Annotated in this window: 14 protein-coding genes and 1 pseudogene; all 15 read right to left on the bottom strand. The window is 34.6% G+C overall.

Annotation, left to right across the window (positions count from 1 at the left end; translation table 11 throughout):
* Window positions 1-30 precede the first annotated feature (30 nt).
* The 15 genes and pseudogenes from FXW34_RS02095 to FXW34_RS02025 all read right to left on the bottom strand — a co-directional run bounded on the left by FXW34_RS02095 (window position 31) and on the right by FXW34_RS02025 (window position 18,894).
* The gene (locus FXW34_RS02095; protein WP_147532308.1) at window positions 31-303 is read right to left on the bottom strand and encodes a hypothetical protein; all 273 of its coding nucleotides are present in this window, start codon (window positions 301-303) and stop codon (window positions 31-33) included.
* 53 nt (window positions 304-356) lie between these two features.
* A pseudogene (locus FXW34_RS02090) lies at window positions 357-782 on the bottom strand (gamma-glutamylcyclotransferase family protein); the annotation flags it as partial.
* 24 nt (window positions 783-806) lie between these two features.
* Complete coding sequence (locus tag FXW34_RS02085; RefSeq protein ID WP_187118801.1) at window positions 807-1,208, bottom strand: gamma-glutamylcyclotransferase family protein; 402 nt, start codon at window positions 1,206-1,208, stop codon at window positions 807-809.
* 82 nt (window positions 1,209-1,290) lie between these two features.
* The gene (locus FXW34_RS02080) at window positions 1,291-2,211 is read right to left on the bottom strand and encodes a hypothetical protein (protein WP_147532305.1); all 921 of its coding nucleotides are present in this window, start codon (window positions 2,209-2,211) and stop codon (window positions 1,291-1,293) included.
* 154 nt (window positions 2,212-2,365) lie between these two features.
* Window positions 2,366-5,902 carry a YhaN family protein gene (locus FXW34_RS02075; RefSeq protein WP_147532304.1) on the bottom strand — a complete coding sequence of 1,179 codons (3,537 nt, stop codon included), beginning with the start codon at window positions 5,900-5,902 and terminating at the stop codon, window positions 2,366-2,368.
* The gene (locus FXW34_RS02070; RefSeq protein WP_147532303.1) at window positions 5,902-7,170 is read right to left on the bottom strand and encodes a metallophosphoesterase family protein; all 1,269 of its coding nucleotides are present in this window, start codon (window positions 7,168-7,170) and stop codon (window positions 5,902-5,904) included. Before FXW34_RS02070 ends, FXW34_RS02075 begins: the two co-directional genes overlap by 1 nt.
* A 412-nt stretch (window positions 7,171-7,582) precedes the next feature.
* Complete coding sequence (locus FXW34_RS02065) at window positions 7,583-8,956, bottom strand: LlaJI family restriction endonuclease (protein ID WP_147532302.1); 1,374 nt, start codon at window positions 8,954-8,956, stop codon at window positions 7,583-7,585.
* Between the two features lie 14 nt (window positions 8,957-8,970).
* Window positions 8,971-10,584: an AAA family ATPase gene (locus FXW34_RS02060; protein ID WP_147532301.1), complete on the bottom strand. Its 1,614-nt coding sequence runs from the start codon at window positions 10,582-10,584 to the stop codon at window positions 8,971-8,973.
* 128 nt (window positions 10,585-10,712) lie between these two features.
* Window positions 10,713-11,777: a DNA cytosine methyltransferase gene (locus FXW34_RS02055; RefSeq protein WP_147532300.1), complete on the bottom strand. Its 1,065-nt coding sequence runs from the start codon at window positions 11,775-11,777 to the stop codon at window positions 10,713-10,715.
* On the bottom strand, window positions 11,778-13,004 hold the full coding sequence (locus FXW34_RS02050) for a DNA cytosine methyltransferase (RefSeq protein ID WP_147532299.1): 1,227 nt from the start codon (window positions 13,002-13,004) through the stop codon (window positions 11,778-11,780).
* Between the two features lie 42 nt (window positions 13,005-13,046).
* Window positions 13,047-13,214 carry a MerR family transcriptional regulator gene (locus FXW34_RS02045; protein ID WP_147532298.1) on the bottom strand — a complete coding sequence of 56 codons (168 nt, stop codon included), beginning with the start codon at window positions 13,212-13,214 and terminating at the stop codon, window positions 13,047-13,049.
* A 970-nt stretch (window positions 13,215-14,184) separates the two neighbouring features.
* Window positions 14,185-14,469 (bottom strand): winged helix-turn-helix domain-containing protein, encoded by a 285-nt coding sequence (locus FXW34_RS02040; protein WP_187118800.1) that lies wholly within the window; start codon window positions 14,467-14,469, stop codon window positions 14,185-14,187.
* Window positions 14,470-14,497: 28 nt separating this feature from the next.
* Window positions 14,498-14,692 (bottom strand): antitoxin, encoded by a 195-nt coding sequence (locus FXW34_RS02035; RefSeq protein WP_147532296.1) that lies wholly within the window; start codon window positions 14,690-14,692, stop codon window positions 14,498-14,500.
* Between the two features lie 898 nt (window positions 14,693-15,590).
* Complete coding sequence (locus FXW34_RS02030; RefSeq protein ID WP_147532295.1) at window positions 15,591-16,694, bottom strand: DUF2357 domain-containing protein; 1,104 nt, start codon at window positions 16,692-16,694, stop codon at window positions 15,591-15,593.
* Complete coding sequence (locus FXW34_RS02025) at window positions 16,669-18,894, bottom strand: McrB family protein (RefSeq protein ID WP_147532294.1); 2,226 nt, start codon at window positions 18,892-18,894, stop codon at window positions 16,669-16,671. Before FXW34_RS02025 ends, FXW34_RS02030 begins: the two co-directional genes overlap by 26 nt.
* Between the last annotated feature and the right edge of the window lie 38 nt (window positions 18,895-18,932).

Raw genomic sequence — 18,932 nt, 5'->3', positions numbered from 1 at the left:
ACTTCCATAAGTTTTTACGAAGAACCTGGTCTATTCATTTTCTAGAAATTTAACCTTATTAACTGATAACCAACACAATATTTCATTGAAATCAAATTCTGAAATTTTTGTGAACCTAGTGATATTCCCATCTTTAAACACTAACTTTAGAAATCTATTCGATTTTTGTATTTCTGCATTTTTTATTTCATTCGCAAAAATAATAAAGAATCCATCTAACGTCTCTAGTTCAATACTGGGACCAAATATATCTGATATAGGATCATGCCTTACCCAAGGTGCTGTCATTGTTGTTATATTCATAATCAACACTTCCTTCAAATAATTTAATAAAATTGATTTCATATAATACGAGATTATTGTTTGATAATTTCCCTGAATTTCACATTAAGGTTTTCCTGATATTCCTTTGAAAGCTGCTTTGCACCCTCAAGAATTAGATTTAAATAATCTTTGTCTGGTTTAATTTCAATATTTGATTTATTAACAACCGTATAAGTGATTACTTCGAGTAATTTCACATTTCCATTCAGTTGGACCTTAACTTTACAACGCTTGTAGGCTTTAGGTGCCCCCTCCCGTGTGTCTAATTCTTTGAAAGAGCCAACTTTAAACACTATTCCTTCCATTTTCTCTCCAATTTCCGGAACAATATCTGCTACTCCCCCATTTCTATTAGTTGAAAAACGTGTAAAACCTAATCTATAATCATATAAAGTAGCAGGTCCTACCAACTCTGCATCTACTGTTCTTGCAATATCCTTTAAATCCATACAGCTACCATATGCAAAATATAAAAATGGTTGTTACTCTTTTTCAAATTTATATAACTTCCAATCACCTTGTTTAATTTTTGTTTTTAACATCGATTCCTTTTTCTCAGAAATAACATATACATATGCCAGTTTTTCACCTGAATCATGAGATACAAATTGTTGCATACGCTCGAATAAATTTTGTTTACCACCCGGATGAAAGCCTTCTAATTTATCCAGCTTTTGCAACTCCTCATCTGACACAAGATATAAGTCTCCATAAACCCTTCCACGTGATGATTGCTTCATTGCAGGGGAACCTAACCCTGTATCATATAGTTCACCCGTGGTCCATGCTTGTCTAGCCACTAAAATTGCATCCTTTAACAAATAATGATTTCTTTCATCGTCTCTCAAAGTTCCGTATGTAAAAACATAATTCTTTTTGTCCACTTTCATCACTCCATTTCTTTGATTTAAGACAAGTATAATAATGGCCACTGACATTCACTGACAAAAAAAAGACCAGGTTACCCTAGTCTAAATAATCATATAAAGTATTTTCATATTGAGAATTATAAATAAGGCAATACGTATAATTACCCGGCAATGTCGTTCCATTAAATGTAAATCCTGTTGGAGCAAGTTTATTTTTACGAAAACGGCTTGTGAATTTTTGAAACTTGTCCTTTTGTTGTTTATTATATTCGTATCTTTCCCTATAAATAACCGGATATAGATCTTGAATTTCACAATTTGGTCCCTGCATTGCCATTGCAAAAAGTATGTTCACTTCTTTTGGAGATAAAGAAATTTCCTTACCAAAAAGAAAATATTTTTGCTGCACTAAATCTAGAAATAAATCATAACTTTCCGAGGGGTTAACACTCCGAAACTTGATTTCGCTTATTCGTTTTTTTAAAGTTTGTTCAAAACGGTCATTAGATGTGAAAACATTAATTTTTTCTTCCAAATGCTCATCATCTTCAACATCTCCATCGGGCTCATAGTCTCCTAATATTTCAATTTCCTCTCGCATATGTGAAGCTATCGTATCATTAGATTTCCTTAAATCACGGAGGTAATTCGAAGCTTCATTCACTTTAATGACATCATCAAAATATTTGAGTAAATACCCTCTGCAGCGATCTTTTATATAGACTTCATCATTTTCATTTTTTATGAGTTCTTGAAATAAGTCTAAAGCTTGTTTTTTCTTTTTTAAAAGAAAAAGAGTTACAGCTTTTCTGTATTTTAGGAGTGGGGTAAGTTCCACCTCTTGTTCAAGTTTTTCTAGCCTTTCCAGGGCAACATGCCTCAAATGGTGATCTGTTTTTTCATCCAAAATAAGTTTATCTGAAATTTCATAAACCTGATGTAATATCTCAGGATTATTACTTTGAAGATACTCAGAGAAAAGCCTATCAAATTTTTTTTGCAATTGTTCGTTCGCCAATATGGATCACCCTTTTTGATCAACTTTATTTTCATGAATTGGATTATAAATTTTCAAGGGAATTATGTTTCACGAAAAAACAAGAGCCTAACCATATTTTAGTAGACTCTTGTTGTAAAGTACGGCTTTCTTCTAAGAATCAATTGGTACCAGTTTAATGGGATAAAAGAGGTACAGGTTCCTGGTTATTAATTTCGATAACCTGAAATTCCTCTTTCTTCGAAACTTCCTCCATAAGTTCAAGTAAACTAGAATGGTGAGTGAAGAAAATAATTTGAGTATGCATCGATAACTCTTTTAAAATCTTAAGTGTTTCCTTCGAACGTTTATCATCGAAATGTATTAAAATATCATCGACAATAAATGGAATCGGTTCATTTTCAGCCACGTATTTTTCAATACTAGCAATACGAAGTGATAGATAAAGCTGATCTTTGGTCCCATCACTCATACCATCAATCATTACCTTTTCACCATCTTTACGTACTCCCATTAAAATTTGTTGGTCCTTATCATCGTAATCTACGGTTAAATCAGTAAAAGATTGCAATGTTAATTTCTTGAAAATTTCTCCTGCTCGTTTGATAATTGGATTTTGGTTCTTATTCCGATAATCTTCAATTCCTCTTTGCAACAAAATGGACGCTAACTTCAATTGGATATATTCATCAGTTACCGAAGCTATTTGCTCATGAATACTATTTCTCTCTTGTTCTACTTGCACAGAGGCCGTATTATTCCCTTGCACAATATCCTCATATTCTTTTTTTATTACTCCATAAGCCTGTTCAAGTTCGGACCGTGTATCATCATGCGTTTTTATGTCATGGTCAATCTCATCAAGCTCAATAACAATTTTATCGGAATCATAGTTCATAGCTTCATCTATTAGTCCTTGGATTGATTTACCTTCGCCAAGTGTGAGCATATCCTCTTCGATGTTTTTACATTCCTGGTCAAAGTTCTTCATCATTACAAATTTATCCTCAATGACTTTCAGATCATCTATGTCTTTGCAATTTGCTAATTTAAATAAATCGTTCAAAACGCTGTCTGCCTCTGCAAATTCCTCCTTAGACTCTTTTAAGTAGGTCTGTTGGCTGGCCATTTGATTAGTAAGATTTGCATGAGTAACTTTGTCATTTCTAGCCTGCTGCCATACGCTATAAAGTTGGTTAACAGCGATATCGTGATTAATATCATTCAAAGGTAATCCTACTGTTTCAAAAAGTTTCTCTACCCTTTCATTGAATATGGAAATCTGATTTTGAACTGCGTCTTTATCCTTTTCAATCTTAATTAATTCTTCATAAGCCTTTGTACAATCTTCATACTGTTGAATCAATTTTTCGGCAACCGTGATAGGGGTTTCGGTGGAAATGCTCGTATTTTGGATTGCTTTATTCCAGGATGCAGTCCAACGTTCAAGTTTCCGCTCTTGTTCCTGAATTTCATGCTTATTATCACTAATTTCAGTATTTAATTCAGTAATTTTTGTTTTCAACCCATTTTCTTTATTAATTAGCTCTCGTGTTGACTTTAATTTATTATCTGCAAAAGTTAACAGATCTTCCAAGGACTTATCCTTCAAATCACCGCTATTAACATTTAATACAGTGAGTAACTCACCCTTTAGATTATTGCTTTTTTCTTCCATTCCCAGCAAATCTTCTTTGCTAGTCTCATATTCATTAATCAACGCATGAATTGATTGGTATCTATCAAGCCATTCTTTCATTTCTCCAGGTGATAACGGGCTAATCTGTAGAGGTTGCCAAAGTTCCTCCCACTTGGTTTGCAAAGAAAGCAATTCTCTTTGAATTCGAACTTCTTCCTTAGAAAACCCGGAAATTTTTTTCTTACATTGTTCAATATCAGATAGAAGCTTGTTTTTCTCCCCCACTTTTTCAGCTTCAAGTCTCATCGTATCAGCAAGTTGATCAGCTTGACGAACCTGTTCCTCATAAACTACTTCAATATTTTGCCCATTTGTATAAGCTGGAAGTAACTCATCATCCCACTCACCCGTTTGTAGTTTTGTTCGAATAATGTTCCAGCCATCATTCCGCTTTGAACGAGTGCCTAATAATTGTTCTTGCGAAGGAATCTCCAATAAAGAATCCAATTTCCGAATACTCTCATCGTAAAGTTCAATGCTATTCTTCTGTTCCTTTATATTTTTCTTTGTTTGATCGAGTTCATTTTCAAGATCATTCTGCTCTTTTACGAATTTCTTAACCGTTTCAGTTAAAATAGGGACAGAAAACTGCAAAAATTCCTCATACGTCCCCTTCCAGAGAGCTAAATCACTGATTTCGTCTTTTATTTCTCTTTCTTTTTGACTACAATCTTTCTTAAGTTCTCCGATATTCTCTTCAATAGCTCCAGCTCGCTTAACTTTATCAATTGCAGCCTCTAATCCCTCGATTACCGGAAGCTCTGGTATGTTGGCAAACTCTTCAGTTTTCTTTTCAAGATCTTTGTCTAACTTTTTATTTTCATTTTCCAAATTCCTAAGCTCAGAATCTAACAAAGGTTTTTGTTTAATTAATTCCTTGATAGTCTCTTTTTTCTCAGCTGATAAACGGAATAAATCAATATTCTCTAGGTCGGCATGAACCGAATCAATTTCTTTCATAATTGAGATGACTTGATTTTTTATCTGAACTTTTGTTCCTTCCAGTTCTGGGATTATGTGAATATTATTTTGATAGGATTTCACATCACGATAAAGGCTATCAATGATAGTAGCTTGCGACAAAACCTTTTCTGGAATGGATATGGAACCCAATTGTTTATTAATAGCCTCTATTTCTCCTTCTATTCTACGTATTACCTTTCGAGCTTCGTTACATTGATTTTCGACATTTCTACGAATCTCTACTATATTATCAGGCAAATTGGGAATTTCACCCAGGGCCTCGATTTTTTCGTTTAGGTCTTTTCGTTTAGAAATCCTGGGCAACATTAATCTAATTCTCTTTAGCATATTTTGGTTGTGACGAAGATTCTTAATTTTATCGATAAGTTCATCAATTTCTTTTTTTCCTTGCTGATAGCGTTTCTCCAATTCCTTCCAATCATGTATTTTTAACTGAGCTTCTTTCATTTTCTTTTGGAGCTCTTTTTCGTGTTGTAATAGCTTATTCAATTTAGGATTTGATCCCGATTTTTTATATAAATTACTAGTTTCCTTAGAAAGATTATCCATTACTTTTCGTAAAATATTAATCCCTGTTGCTGCTGAAAAAATACTTTCCCCTACACTACCACCGCTTTGCAGTATACTTTCGCCGCCTTCCCGCAAAATAACATGATCTAGTGCAAACATATTCGAGAATTGAGAATTTGGCATGCCATGTATAAATTGTTCCACAACATTTTCATTCATAGGATTACCATCTAAATCGAGAACTGTATCCTTTCTTCCTTTTCTTCGAATAAAGGCAAGCGTTTCCCCTTTCGAATCACGCAATTGACCTTCAATTCGCAACTTTGAATTATTGTGGAGAAATCCATCAGTTGTTCTCTGGGGGAAACCATAAAGAAAATCATTTATAGAGCGCAATGTTGTACTTTTACCTGCTTCGTTTGGACCATACAAAAGGTGAAAGTTTTTCGTTGAATCAAACGACAAATGATATTCAGTAAAATGACCGAAAGCTTTTAAATTTAAATAATCAAATCGCATTATGCTTCCACCCCAGATTCTGTAAAATAATAAAGAATTAGATCTTCCAGGTTATCAATACGCCTTTTTATCACGTCCGTATTGGTAAAATCAAATCCATCTTCCCCATTCCGCAGCTCATACGGAAGTGCTTGATGGATGTCTTTAAACTCCTGCAGAATTTCTTCTAAAATGTCTTCATCATGAGCTACACGCTGAATATAATCCAGAATGATTGAAACTGGTGTATGTTGTGCTTTTAATTCCTCAATATTTATTAAACGAGTAGTTTTTATCTTTATTTTTTCAATCCATAACTCATCAAACTCTAACGATAATGATCGTAAATTATTTATATACTGCTCTTTATTTACCAACAATTCTTGATGAATCTTTGATGCACCCTCAATAACAATTCTGACTGCTAAAAAGCGCCCATCTGTATGTTGATATTTTTCTAGAAGTTGCTCCCGTGCAACTTCAAATAAATCTTCGACACTATTCATTGCACTCGCATCGATTTTACATAATTCCCATCTAAGAACATCAAGTGGTAAATGTGTAACTGAATTTATCTCTCCGTTACTCACTTCAACTAACGAACATCCTTTTTCGCCAGTTTCTTTTATATGTCTACCTTGAATATTACCCGCAAAAAGGATAACTGGATCCTTTTCAGATAGGAACTCCCTTATATGTATGTGCCCTAATGCCCAATAGTCGTAACCTTTTTCTTTCATATCCTCAATCGAACATGGTGCATAATTTTCATGGCCCTCGTGTCCTGTTGCACTTGTATGAAGGATTCCAATGTTCAGGTGACCTTCAATCCTACTTGGATATTTCTTAGCAAGGTTTTCTTCAACTGCTTTAGATGCAAAGCCTTGTCCATGAATGGCAACACCCAATTCGTCTATTACTACCGTTTCAGCCCTCTTTGTAGAAAATTCGTATACATTGTTTGGTAGTTTAAGTTCTCTTGAAATGATACTAGCAGCATCATGATTTCCACGAATAAGAAATACTTTAATATTTTCTTTCTGTAATCTAATCATTTGTCTTGTGAAAAATAAACCAGTATTGTAGTCCTTCCAGTCACCATCATATAAATCACCAGCAATAATCACGAACGAAACACGCCTCTCGATCGCTGTTTCTACTAGATTATTAAACGCATCTCGTGTGGCATTTCGTATTTTCTCTACCGGTGCTCCTTCATATTGCTCAAGCCCCTTTAAGGGACTATCCAAATGGATATCTGCTGCATGGATGAATGAAAAAGATGACAAAAAAACCCCTCCCTAGTTAGATATTTTGAAATCTATTAAAAAAAATGACGCTTTAGGGTTATGGTTCCCGCCACTAGGTTGAGTTGGGGAATCGCTAGAGAATGAATCTTTTTAACAAAATGGTGTTTAACATGGTGGTGGTTAATGCTTGAGGTTTGTTTCTAAGATGAATAATTTAAAAAAGCGCATTTCGAATATAAATTCCAGACATGTTTTATTGTATTTGGTATTAATTTTCCTTTATTAACATTTTACAACAATTTTTCTCAAACAATTTTCCATTTTAGGGCAAAGTAGCAACATTTTTTCATACTTTGGTCAAAGTTTGTAGTGAAAAGAGTATGTCCGAATTACAAAGATAGCGAACATAAAATAAAGCAACGGTATTACCGTTGCTCAACGAAATTTTCAACTACATTTCTACAGAAGCATTTGAAGGTAAAGAATCCTGTTCAAGGGGAACATTCTTTAAAAAGTTGTTAATGAACCATTTTAAGTTTAATCTACGATTTCTAATATACAAATCAAAGATTTTTTGTGCCGGTAATTTTATCAAAAGGATATCTTCTAATTGAAGAGCTTGTAAAAATCCAATATTCACCTTACCAATTTGCTGAACTTCATTATGCTCACTTGGGAATAATAATACATTTCGGATCTCATGCATTTGATTTTGTTGGATATACTTTGTAAACGCTAATTGATACAAGTACTGCTTGGTAATATCTTCCACTCCGGGTTGGAACCTTAATTCCCTATCTGTTAACATGATGAAATAGTATTTAGCATCGGAAATAATGAAATAATTTCTTTCCGAACGGTAAATGGAGATAATATCCGGGATTAAAGTGTTAGCTTGATGTGTTATTCCTGTTGTGGTGATCCAATTCGGTTTATCTATATGCTTTTTGAGTTCTGGATATTCGTTATTTAGGATATAAGAACAAGTTTTTTCCCAAACAATCTCAAACTTCCTTGTTCCATAAAAGCTAATTAGCAAGCATTCCTGTTCCATCTGTTCTCTAGATATAAATGAGTGCAACGCCTTGAGAACCATCTGCTTCCGATTCACGAACTGAAGATTCAGTTCGTTCTGAATTCTCGATAATATATCTTGTGGGGTTCCGAATACATCGTCATTTACTTCGAAATGAACAGGTTCAAAACCTAAATATTCCTGTAAACCTGTTCTATTTAATATCACAGTACATTCATTTAGGACAAACTGATGTAATAATCGAAAATAATTTTCTTCATCTTGAAGAGTGGCGTTTGTATAATATTCTAAGTAAAAAGGGGTTACACCATTGAAAATAGGTTGGAATTCATCGATTGTTTTTTGCCAATTTATTTCATTTTCTCCCATAAGGATATGAATCGATTTTTCATTGGAATATAATCCGTTTTCAATATAATCCGATATCAAATAAATAATTAATGATAAGATATTATAGTTAGTGTTATTTTCCACATTTCCAAGACTTTCAATATCATCTTGATCTAGATTTTCCCGTTTACTATATTCTCTAAAAAGGATTAGCAATTGTTTAATAACCGCTTGTTCATCAGATATTTCAATGAATTTTGGTAGGCAAAAAACCACTAGACCTTTAATGATAAGTACACCAACAAATTCAAAACTAAATCGCTTATCCTCTCGTTTCTTTAGAATTTTTCGATCTTGTAATTCTTTGAGAGCACTTTCAAAGTCAGGGACTTCCCTTAGTTTTTCTTTCAATTCAGGAATTGTGTATGGTTGAAGTTCTTTTAAAAAAATCTGTCTCAATGTTCATCACCCTGTTACTCTAATGTCTCAGCTAATTGCAAAGATAATTGATTATCTTCGTTCTGTTCCACATAGCTGATGTTATTAACAGAAAAATCAAATATATTAATGCCAGTGTCATAGGCCGCTAATAATTTTGAGAAAGTATTATATAAAGGCAAAAAGAACTTTCCTTTTCTATGTTTAAGAACATCTTCATACAAATACATCAGTAACTTGCTTTTAAATATGTCATCAATTTTTGGTGAAGTGAGCTCTTGATCACTGAGAAAAAATGGACCAATCAGCTTGTCTTCATTAATATTTAAATCGGAATCAGACAATCGATCATTGATTTTATTTCTTAATGTATTCCACTCAATTTCACCAAAAGGTTTCAGATTTATTATTTTTCCTTTAATCTTCTCACTGCCTGCGTTGATATCGATATACTCAAAATTCCATCTTCTCTTAAAAGCAGCATCCATCGGTTGTACTCCCTGATCAGCGCTATTCATCGTAGCCCATATATAAAAGTTATCGGGTAATCTTATTTCAAGTACATCCTCTTCTACCAATTCGCATTCATTCACTAGGTATTTTCTCATATCCTCTGATGTATGAATCGAATATTCGCTTATTCCTTGATGATTGCGATCAAGCAACTGGAAAACATCGCCAAATACAGTCGCGACATTAGCTCTATTGATTTCTTCAATAATTAATAAATAATTTTTATCTTCATTTATTTGTTTGCTTTTAAATGCTCTGACCCACAACCTTAAAAAAGGACCTGGGACAAACTCGTAGGAAATATATTCAATCATATTTCCATTTTCTATTCTCCGCTTCGGTATTGGTTTATAGGTACCTACAAACTGCGCATACGAATAATTAGGGTGAAAGGTTACTCGTTCAAATTGATTTTCCATAAAATATCTGTCTTTATCTTCATTGATTTTATAACTTTTCCCCGTTCCGGGAGCTCCAAAAAGGATTCGGTTATGAGGACGTTCAATTGGTTCATATGTATACGGTGTGTCCTCATCTCTAGTCTCGTCCTCTTCATGAAACCTGTGAAGAATGTCCCTATTTTTCAAGTATAAATAAATATTTTGAGGCTTGAATGTAACTGAGTTATAAGCTGAACTTTGGTCTGAATATAGACCAAATAAACGAGCTGGTTGAATGTCTTTCTTTGTATTGACACGGTAGGCACGATTAGAACCACTCGTTAAAATCTCCTCTGGCCAAGCCACAATAATGGATTGATTGATATCTTCATCACTCTCTATGACATAGAGCCCAAATATTAACTTATTAGGGCAATCAATATCTTTTAAATCTTGGCCCTGAATACGTTTTTCATAAGAACTACCAGAGTCTGGATTATTACTATTTGGGCGGGCGTCATTTACCACATTCACTAAAGCCACATTATATTCTAGACATTCGGTTGTGTGCGGATTGGTTAATCGGGTGGGAATAAATTTGCTAATATCACCTTCTATTTCGCATTGCCATCCATCTCGCTCAAATATTTGTTTAATTAATTCAATTCTCGCTTTTCCTCTATTTCTTTGTGAACTAACTGATGGTTTCCAAACTAAGGAACCATCATAATCTACTTCCCATCTTTCATTTGTCATGATTTAGCCTCCCTACATTCAATATTATTACATAAATTTCCCTAAAAAAGTCAATCATAGTAGATATATATAAAACAAAGTCGACTAGGTCATCACCCTAATCGACTTTGTATATACCAGATATTATTTTAATCTTGATTTTGTAGAGATTTATGCATGTTTTTACTGAAATATGCTTCCTTAATACTTTTTGCAATTACTGAACTTAATAATGGAGGAACAGCATTACCCAATTGTCTCCATTGATCTTTAAAATCACCTTCAAGATGATAATCATCAGGAAAAGTTTGCAGCCTTTTTAATTCTTCAATTCTTAAAAATCTATTTTTCCAATGAAATGGACCTTGGTTATTCGAAAAACTTGCCTGAATCGTCCAAGATGGTCGATTAGGAGATAATTTAAGCAAGAATGTCCAATATCTTGATTTCCATTTAAAAACAGGATCGGGATGTCCTCTTTTTTCTGTATAGAATAAATAATTATCTCCAGGTGGAATATCTTTTAACAAATCATAATGCTTTGCTCCTGGCCTTTGGTTCATTTCTTCTTCTGTGATGTTATCAAATTCAGCCATAACATCTCCGCATGTTACCCAGGGTAATTTGTTCCCTTCTTGCTTTTCCGCATGCGTTTCTTCAGGAAAATCAAAATCTGGTAATTCCTCTTTTACTCCAACACAGATAAATCTTTTTCTGGTTTGCGGAACACCATAATTTGCAGAATTTACGACCCTGAAGGATATTTTATATCCTAATTCTTTTGATTCTTCTTTTACAAATTCCAACGCTTCCTGGTGCGTTTTAAACATAAAACCATCCACATTCTCGAAAACAAATACCTTTGGATCTAATTCTTTTACAGCTCTGAAATACTCAGGAACTGCAAAACCAGAGTTTTCATCTTCAAATCCATTCTTTTTGTGTGTAAGATAATGCCGTGTCTGACTATATGGAGGACAAGGTGGTCCACCAATGACAACGTCAATTTTATGTTCCCTAAGTTTAATCCAATTAAAATCGATCTCTCTTACATCAGCACAAAGAACATTTTTGGAGACATTATTGGTAGCCAATGTTTTACATGCAACATCCCAAAAATCAGTTGCAAAAACGGTTTTGAATCCATTCTTTTTAAATCCAATATCTAATCCTCCACCACCTGAGAAAAGACTTACGACCTTTAAAGAGTCCATTTATAACCACCTACACAAATGCTCTATTACTTGTTTTCCTAACAATGGTGGAACAGCATTCCCGATTTGTAATCTTTGCGATCTATGAGAACCTGTAAAAATATAGTCCTCAGGAAACGTTTGAATCGCTGCTGCTTCCCGTATAGTTAATCTTCGATTGTTCCAATGAAATGGTCCTTCCCAGTGACCTGGTTTAGAAATAATCGTCCAGGATGGTAAGTTAGGATGTAACTTCAGAAGAAAACTCCAATACCTTTTTCCAGCCACAAACTGTGGATTTGGATGGCCAGCTCTTTCACTAAGGGCAATATAATTCTTCCCTGGTGGCACTGTCATTAAATTATTAAAGTATTTCCCTTCTGCGATTGTTGTAGGATCATGGTACATCTCATTGTCATATTTACCTATCCAATCCACTACTCTTTCGTATGGTAATAAATTTGGATTTTGTAACCTTTCTTTTTCCGAACCGTGAGTCTTTCTCATTTCTCCATTGATATCTTTTTTAGTAGCTAAAAAGAATACTCTTTTCCGCTTTTGTGGAATTCCGAAGTCTGCAGAGTTGACATTGAGTAAAATATAATTATAGCCTAACGCTTGTGTGGTTTCTTCAATACTCTCAACAGCAGACCGATTGGAAGGGTGCAATATACTTTCCACGTTTTCTAGTATAAATCCATCCGGCTTTATTTCAGATATCAATCTAAAATACTGCCCAATCATATTTCTAGGATCTTCATTGGCTTTTCTCTTTTCATTTGTTACCCAGTATCCCGCTTTTGAGAATGGTTGACAAGGTGGCCCGCCAACGAGAATTAGTTTTTCTGGATTATTCTCTTTAATCATATGAGTATAATCTGTTCCGCTGACATTAGCGATATCATTATAAGAATGCTGTGTATGTTCAAAATACCTATTTGCTTTCAATGTGTTTACACTATCCTGGAAAAAGTCCAAACTAGATAGTACTTTCACTCCTGCTAGCTGTGTACCAATGTCAAGTCCACCTGCACCCGAGAAGAAACTGATTGCCTGTATTTTACTATCCTTAATTTTATCCGTGTCATTATTACATGTATATCCCTTGTGTTCAAATGGTATCAGAATATTCCCATTCGTATCTTTTTCAAATTCACTTTCAAACGCATCTAATTGATCTTTAAAAATCAATTCTAACGATTGTCTTGGTATTCTGTAATCTTGTTCTTTTTGTACTAAATGTGGCATATAAAATTACCTTTCTATTGTTTAATATTACTCAATTAGGAATTATACTTTTTTCCTCATATCAATAGGTTTTTCTACATTCTTTGGGACAGCCCAAACCCATCCTAACCTAACTGCCCCATCAATTCGTCCTTGTTCACACAAAATTTGTACTCTTCGTTGTGATATTCCCCACTTTTCAGCAGCCTCTTTCGCAGTTATATATTCCATTATTAACCCTCTTATCTAATGATAAATACACTTAATTTATTATATTCGAAACTTCGAACAATATCAAGATTCTACAATTTTCTTAGAATATACACCTTTTCTATTTTTACTAGTCTATTAGATTAACAGAAAAAATTGGATAAGTAAAATAATAATAGGTAAAGTTGATAATGTATTTCGTGGCATTTTATTTGAAGATATAGCTATTATGAAGAAATTGTTATAGTGTCGAAACGATTTCGATATCAAAATCACACTTAAGTGAAATGCATACTTCTTTTTATACTAGAATGCTATCATACCAACCGCGGTAGTTTCTTGACCCTTACATTGTTATTCCGACTCAAGTTCAATCTTGTAAATTTATGACCAAATGATCACTGTTTTTCAACTTACTTCCTAAGTCTATTTTAATTCTCTTATGAAATTCATTAACAAAAAAGCCCATTAATTAGGAAGGACTGGATAATTTTATTAATTTGATTTTCCCCTAACACAATAATGCAGGTGAATACTAGTTAAATCACCAAACCAATACTAATTAAACTTCTGTAATTATTTCTTGTACAAAGAGGAAGGGTGAACCGTTTCACTCTCCCTCCCACCCAAAATAACCCGACTAATCCCATTAACCTCAGGCCCTTTCGCTTTTTGTACCAAATTCAAAGTTATTTTTTTTAGATTTGAACTGCATGTAACAAGAAAATCAATACTCTTTTCGGATAATGTAACTATTAAATTCTTCATTCAAATTAATCCATTTTTCGAATATTCGATATAAGTCATTTAGTATATTTTTAATATAAATGTCTGAAACCTGACTTCCAGTCAAAATCGGATTTGTATCTCCACTTTTTGTATAATTTATGTATTTGTCCTGGCAGGGTAATTAACTAGCAAATCATACACTTTAATTAGCGGTTTTTTCATTCAACATTCATTACTAATTTTGCTGACCTCCAAGAATTAACTAAATTGAATCACTTTTTTTTATATCTACTAAACTCCAAATTCCACGCTGTGTATTTTCAATCCTTCCCTTTAAGTCCGTCCTTGCCCATCTAAGTCTGTAATTTAGCAAAGTACCTATCCCATCTGGATGTGGTAATTTAACAACATCCTCCGGAATTTTTAGTAATTCTATAACCTTAGCATTAATTTCTTGTGTCTTTGCAGTACCACCTAGTTCTTCTAGAGCAATAAGAGTTGCTTCTCTTAATTGTTTATTATTTGGAAACCATTTATTTTTATCCACTATGTCACCTCATACTAGTAAATTGAACTCATTTTTCATCTGATTTATTCATTTCCTTAATGTACCCTTTAATCCATGTACCAATCTCAATTGATGCCATTTTCCCTTCTTTTCTCATCAAATTCATGAACTCAAATTTTATCTCAGGTTCTATCAGTATTTCAATTTTTGCTGTTTTTCTTCTACCAGGTGGTCTACCACCTAAAGAGTTATTTTTGTGCATCTTACCCCTCCCAACTTTCCACAAAAAGATTATATTAGGTTTTAATCATGACGTAAAGCTTATTGATATACTAATGATTAAATATTTACCTCTTCTACACTCAAAGGTAATAGAAAATCGTGCGGACAGCCGAACCACTGAAAAACGCATCCTAAAAAATGTGAATTAACCTAAACAAAAGAAAAAAACCCATTACGGGTATAATAGAGTTGTTGTGTAACCATTATCCAAAAGGGGTTTTTACTATGCTAAAAAGACTTGCAAATAAGTTTCTATTCAATATTATATAACAAGATTCCAGATAATCATATTCTCAAAATCCTTAAGACAACCTTGATTTTAGTTACCTTTTATTGTGGGATAAATGGTTGGCAGGGTGGGATCGATTCTGGGTGAAATGATTACAGACAAAAAATGTACTCCATCTAAATAGTGGTTGTCAGAAGTCAAAATTGCCAAGTTACAATGGTCAGTACATAACTAAATAATCGTAGTGACCTTTAATGTATTAAATTTTACAATGTGCATAAATTACGACTCAGACTCAACAAATTATTGGTAGAACCACTGTCTCAAATCGTTCTCATATTTCACACAGAAAGCTAAAATGTTCCCAAAAGTGTATATAACAAGCCGGACAGACTCGGGTAAAACATTTATTGAGCTAACTTTATTAAGCCTTCAATCTTCAACCTATTTTCCAAATCATCATCCCCTGGAACCATCTGGATTACCCCCATCCTGTACTTCTCATGAAAATCTTCACTAAAATATCTTATCCCCTCTTGCACTCGGTATTTTGGATCAAAGACAATGATTCTTTCCTCTCCTTCTAACACAATATCGGGAATCATTTTTTGAGTGAAAGTATGAAATATCTTTGAATTGTATTGATACGTCAGTTGAAATAAAGCGACAAATTGCCGTGTAATTTGATTTCACTTTGTTTATTTTCAGCTAGATTGAGAAAAATTCCATCCTTTGTGATTTTAAATAAACCGCCCGTATCGCGAACAAAGCCAGATTCCCTTAAAATCTTGACAATTTTCATGTAGCACCACATTTCATACAATTGAAATGTGTCCTTTAAGGAAATAGAATAATCGAACCCGATTCCTTCCCGATTGTGCTTGTAAAGGCGATCAAACCATATATACCACAATCGATAAACAGGATGCTTCCGAAATTTTTGCGTGATTGTATAGGGCCCACTATTTTCTGTAATCTCTTTTATAAATGGACTGTTCAGCCATCTTTGCACAATTGCTTTGTATTTTCCAGACTTACGAGCAATATCCTCATGTTCCAGCGTTTCATACCTTCGGAGAAGACCGTCCAAATCGAGCAACTGCTGCTTTAATACTTGATTCTCATAAACATTCCTCGTTTCAAAGGTTTTGACATTTTGGACGTTATTTGGAATTTCTACACCGTGGCCTTTCTGGTCAAGCCAACGTAAAGTTACCTCGACGGAACGTTGAACTTTCTCTCTTTTCATGATTACTGGCAACCTTTCTAAGCGGCGAATGGGCTGCTTTTCAATTTTTGAAAAGATTTGCCTTAAATGATGAAAGGAGCGATCGATATAACTCCACTGTGTCCAATTGATATCGCGGCTTCTTCCGGATGCGGTAACCTTTGTCTCAAGGCCGCTTAATTGGAAACAACTATTAGCCTCCTCAAGAATTTCCTCCAGCATCAGATTAAACTGTACTTCTGTTAACTTGCGATTATCAGGATATATATAATTTTCAAAGCTTTCTCCATTGATTGATACGTTTAATGTTCCACTTTGAAATGGCGTAATCATAACTGCATAGAAACCATTTTGTTGTTGGTAAAAAGGCAAAGGAACACCTTGGATTACGACGTCAACGCTATTTCCGATAAAGCGAAGCTTATATTCAGTTGCTTCCGTTAGGTATGCTTCAATAAATGGAATCCAGCCTTGAGTACTATCCCATAATTCAAGGGTGCTATCTCCAGAATTGTGTGGCTCCATAGTATTTCAGCTCCTCTTGCATTCGTTTCACATGCTTTAGTGAAATAGAAGTCGTTTCTAAGTTGGCCTTTAACCACTGCTCTATTTTTTCCAGCATGTCTGAAATCCGCTCATCGCCGCGAACCTTTGTCAGTACCTTTTCAGAAATGACACGATCCAAGGCTTCCATTGGTTCCATCATGTCCTCCTCTAGGAGCTGGTGATTGGCGTACAATTTTTGCAGCATTTCTTCCATCGTGCGATAACCGAAGTGTAGCTCGTAGCCGGATAATGTTTCGTGTAATTCCTTCAGGAGTTTGAATTCTTTTGTCAGTGCTGCTTTCAAATCCTGGTTAACCCGTTCCCAATAAGAATCAAAATCGACATCTGATAAGGTCATGACAAAAGCGCGGTCAAGGACTTTGTCTGAGATGGAATGCGTTGTTTCATCGACATTAATCGTTCCCAAAATATAGACATTAGGAGGGATCAAAAGCTTCTTTGGGATACCGGTAATGTGATCATCCTGATGCAGCGGAATCTCCTTTCGTGACTCGACGGCACTTAAATAATCGCTTAAGTAGTACTCAACACGAGCCAAATTCATTTCATCAAGTAAAATAAAATGAGGCTTTTCCCGCTCTTTTAAAGCATTTAAAATAACATTCAGGAATTCTGTTTTCACATATCGTTTTTCAAAAGAACTATAATAGCCGAACAAAGACGTGGCATCCGTCCAATCTGGCCGCACTGGAATAATAGTAAAATACGGATTTTCACTCTCATATTCGAGACCATAAACAGCGTTGGTGTATAACCGACAAAGCTGCGTTTTGCCCGTTCCGGAAATCCCGCTTAACAGAACAAAATGTTTATCATCAAGAGCCGTAAGATTGAGATGCAAGTCACGGATGATCTCTTTTGAAAAAGTAAAATTGCTATTTTTTATCATGTTATAGATTTCTTGGAAATGAAAATTCGGCTCCAATGCATCTATGGTATCAACAGGGTCAATTGGGTCGATAACATGGCCTGATTCCTCTGAGGGTAATTCGAGTTTTTGACTCGCATGGGCAAACAATAATGCGGCATCGATAAAGTTTTTCTTTACTGCATCTGCCCCTTCTGAAAAGGTTTGTGTTTCATTATTAAAGGTACCGACGCAATATTCAGTGCCTTTTACAGGGAAACCATGTTCACTCAATAGCTGCATGGCTTTTTTCATAACTTCCTGGTTATCTAAATTATGGGTGGCAAATACCTTCGTAATCCACCATTCTTTTTCGCCTGTCCCCAATATCTCTCTGGCACTGGTAAAAATATGATTGTGCCCCTCTAGCTGAACGATAATCGTTTGAAACGGTGAATTTTTATCATGGTGCTCAAGGTAATAAATAAATCCCTTCGTGATCATTTGGTCCCCGTCATAAAGATGGAAGGACTGGCTTTTTCCGCTCGATTTATAATCCTCGATGGCAGAAATTTCAAGGGAATATTGACGCCCTAAAAGGATTGTTTCTTTAATATTTCTTATCGGGGCTAAGAGCATTAACGCGTCAAAAGCTCTTTTTGAAGTATCGATTTCTTCATTATAATAAGTACGGAATGGACCTAATTTTTCCCAAGCCTCAACAAGCTCATTAATTAAGACTTCCTCATCTACCTGCCCTTCCAATGGCAGGCTTGTTCCGACTTGGAACCAAGGCCGCTTCCTTGGCTTGATACAGCCTTTCACAAATGGTACGAATTCTTCTTTTTTAAAAAAGGTTTTTTCCTGCCATCCAGTAGAAAGTGAATAATCAGACGGGATTGCATCTAACACGCTGTCTATTTTATCATTTCTCACCCAAGCCCAATATGGAGTAAAATTTAATTCGGAATAAATGCTTATTGTACTGTTCAAGCCATCAAACTCAAGAGTTAATAAGTTGTATTCCTTTTGTTCAACTTTCCGGTTAAGGGCCACAAAATATTTCCGGCCAATATCGGAGTTCTTTTTCTTTTCGGCATATGTAGGATTGCGAGCATCATTGTACGTTGCAGTCAGGGTTACATCATAGTTTCTGATTAGGTATCCATCTCCGATTGCAACCCCAATTTTATCTACAAACCGTTGAAATAATGGCTTTACTACCGGAGAAATTTCATCAAGGACTTTCCTGCACCGAATTTTTGTGTTGTCTTCATTAAAAATAGATTGATAGTATGTAAGATTTAACATTGGTCTCCTGCTTTCAGTAGAGTTTTGTTATCCATCAT

Source organism: Bacillus marasmi (assembly GCF_902168435.1).
Taxonomy (GTDB): domain Bacteria; phylum Bacillota; class Bacilli; order Bacillales; family Cytobacillaceae; genus Bacillus_BU; species Bacillus_BU marasmi.
This window is presented reverse-complemented; position numbering and strand designations above follow the sequence as displayed.

Excerpts from the sequence above, each read along its gene's own strand:
- FXW34_RS02095 (WP_147532308.1), bottom strand. The coding sequence starts at position 303 with ATGAATATAACAACAATGACAGCACCTTGGGTAAGGCATGATCCTATA.
- FXW34_RS02075 (WP_147532304.1), bottom strand. The coding sequence starts at position 5,902 with ATGCGATTTGATTATTTAAATTTAAAAGCTTTCGGTCATTTTACTGAA.
- FXW34_RS02060 (WP_147532301.1), bottom strand. The coding sequence starts at position 10,584 with ATGACAAATGAAAGATGGGAAGTAGATTATGATGGTTCCTTAGTTTGG.
- FXW34_RS02055 (WP_147532300.1), bottom strand. The coding sequence starts at position 11,777 with ATGGACTCTTTAAAGGTCGTAAGTCTTTTCTCAGGTGGTGGAGGATTA.
- FXW34_RS02050 (WP_147532299.1), bottom strand. The coding sequence starts at position 13,004 with ATGCCACATTTAGTACAAAAAGAACAAGATTACAGAATACCAAGACAA.
- FXW34_RS02045 (WP_147532298.1), bottom strand. The coding sequence starts at position 13,214 with ATGGAATATATAACTGCGAAAGAGGCTGCTGAAAAGTGGGGAATATCA.
- FXW34_RS02035 (WP_147532296.1), bottom strand. The coding sequence starts at position 14,692 with ATGCACAAAAATAACTCTTTAGGTGGTAGACCACCTGGTAGAAGAAAA.
- FXW34_RS02030 (WP_147532295.1), bottom strand. The coding sequence starts at position 16,694 with ATGGAGCCACACAATTCTGGAGATAGCACCCTTGAATTATGGGATAGT.
- FXW34_RS02025 (WP_147532294.1), bottom strand. The coding sequence starts at position 18,894 with ATGTTAAATCTTACATACTATCAATCTATTTTTAATGAAGACAACACA.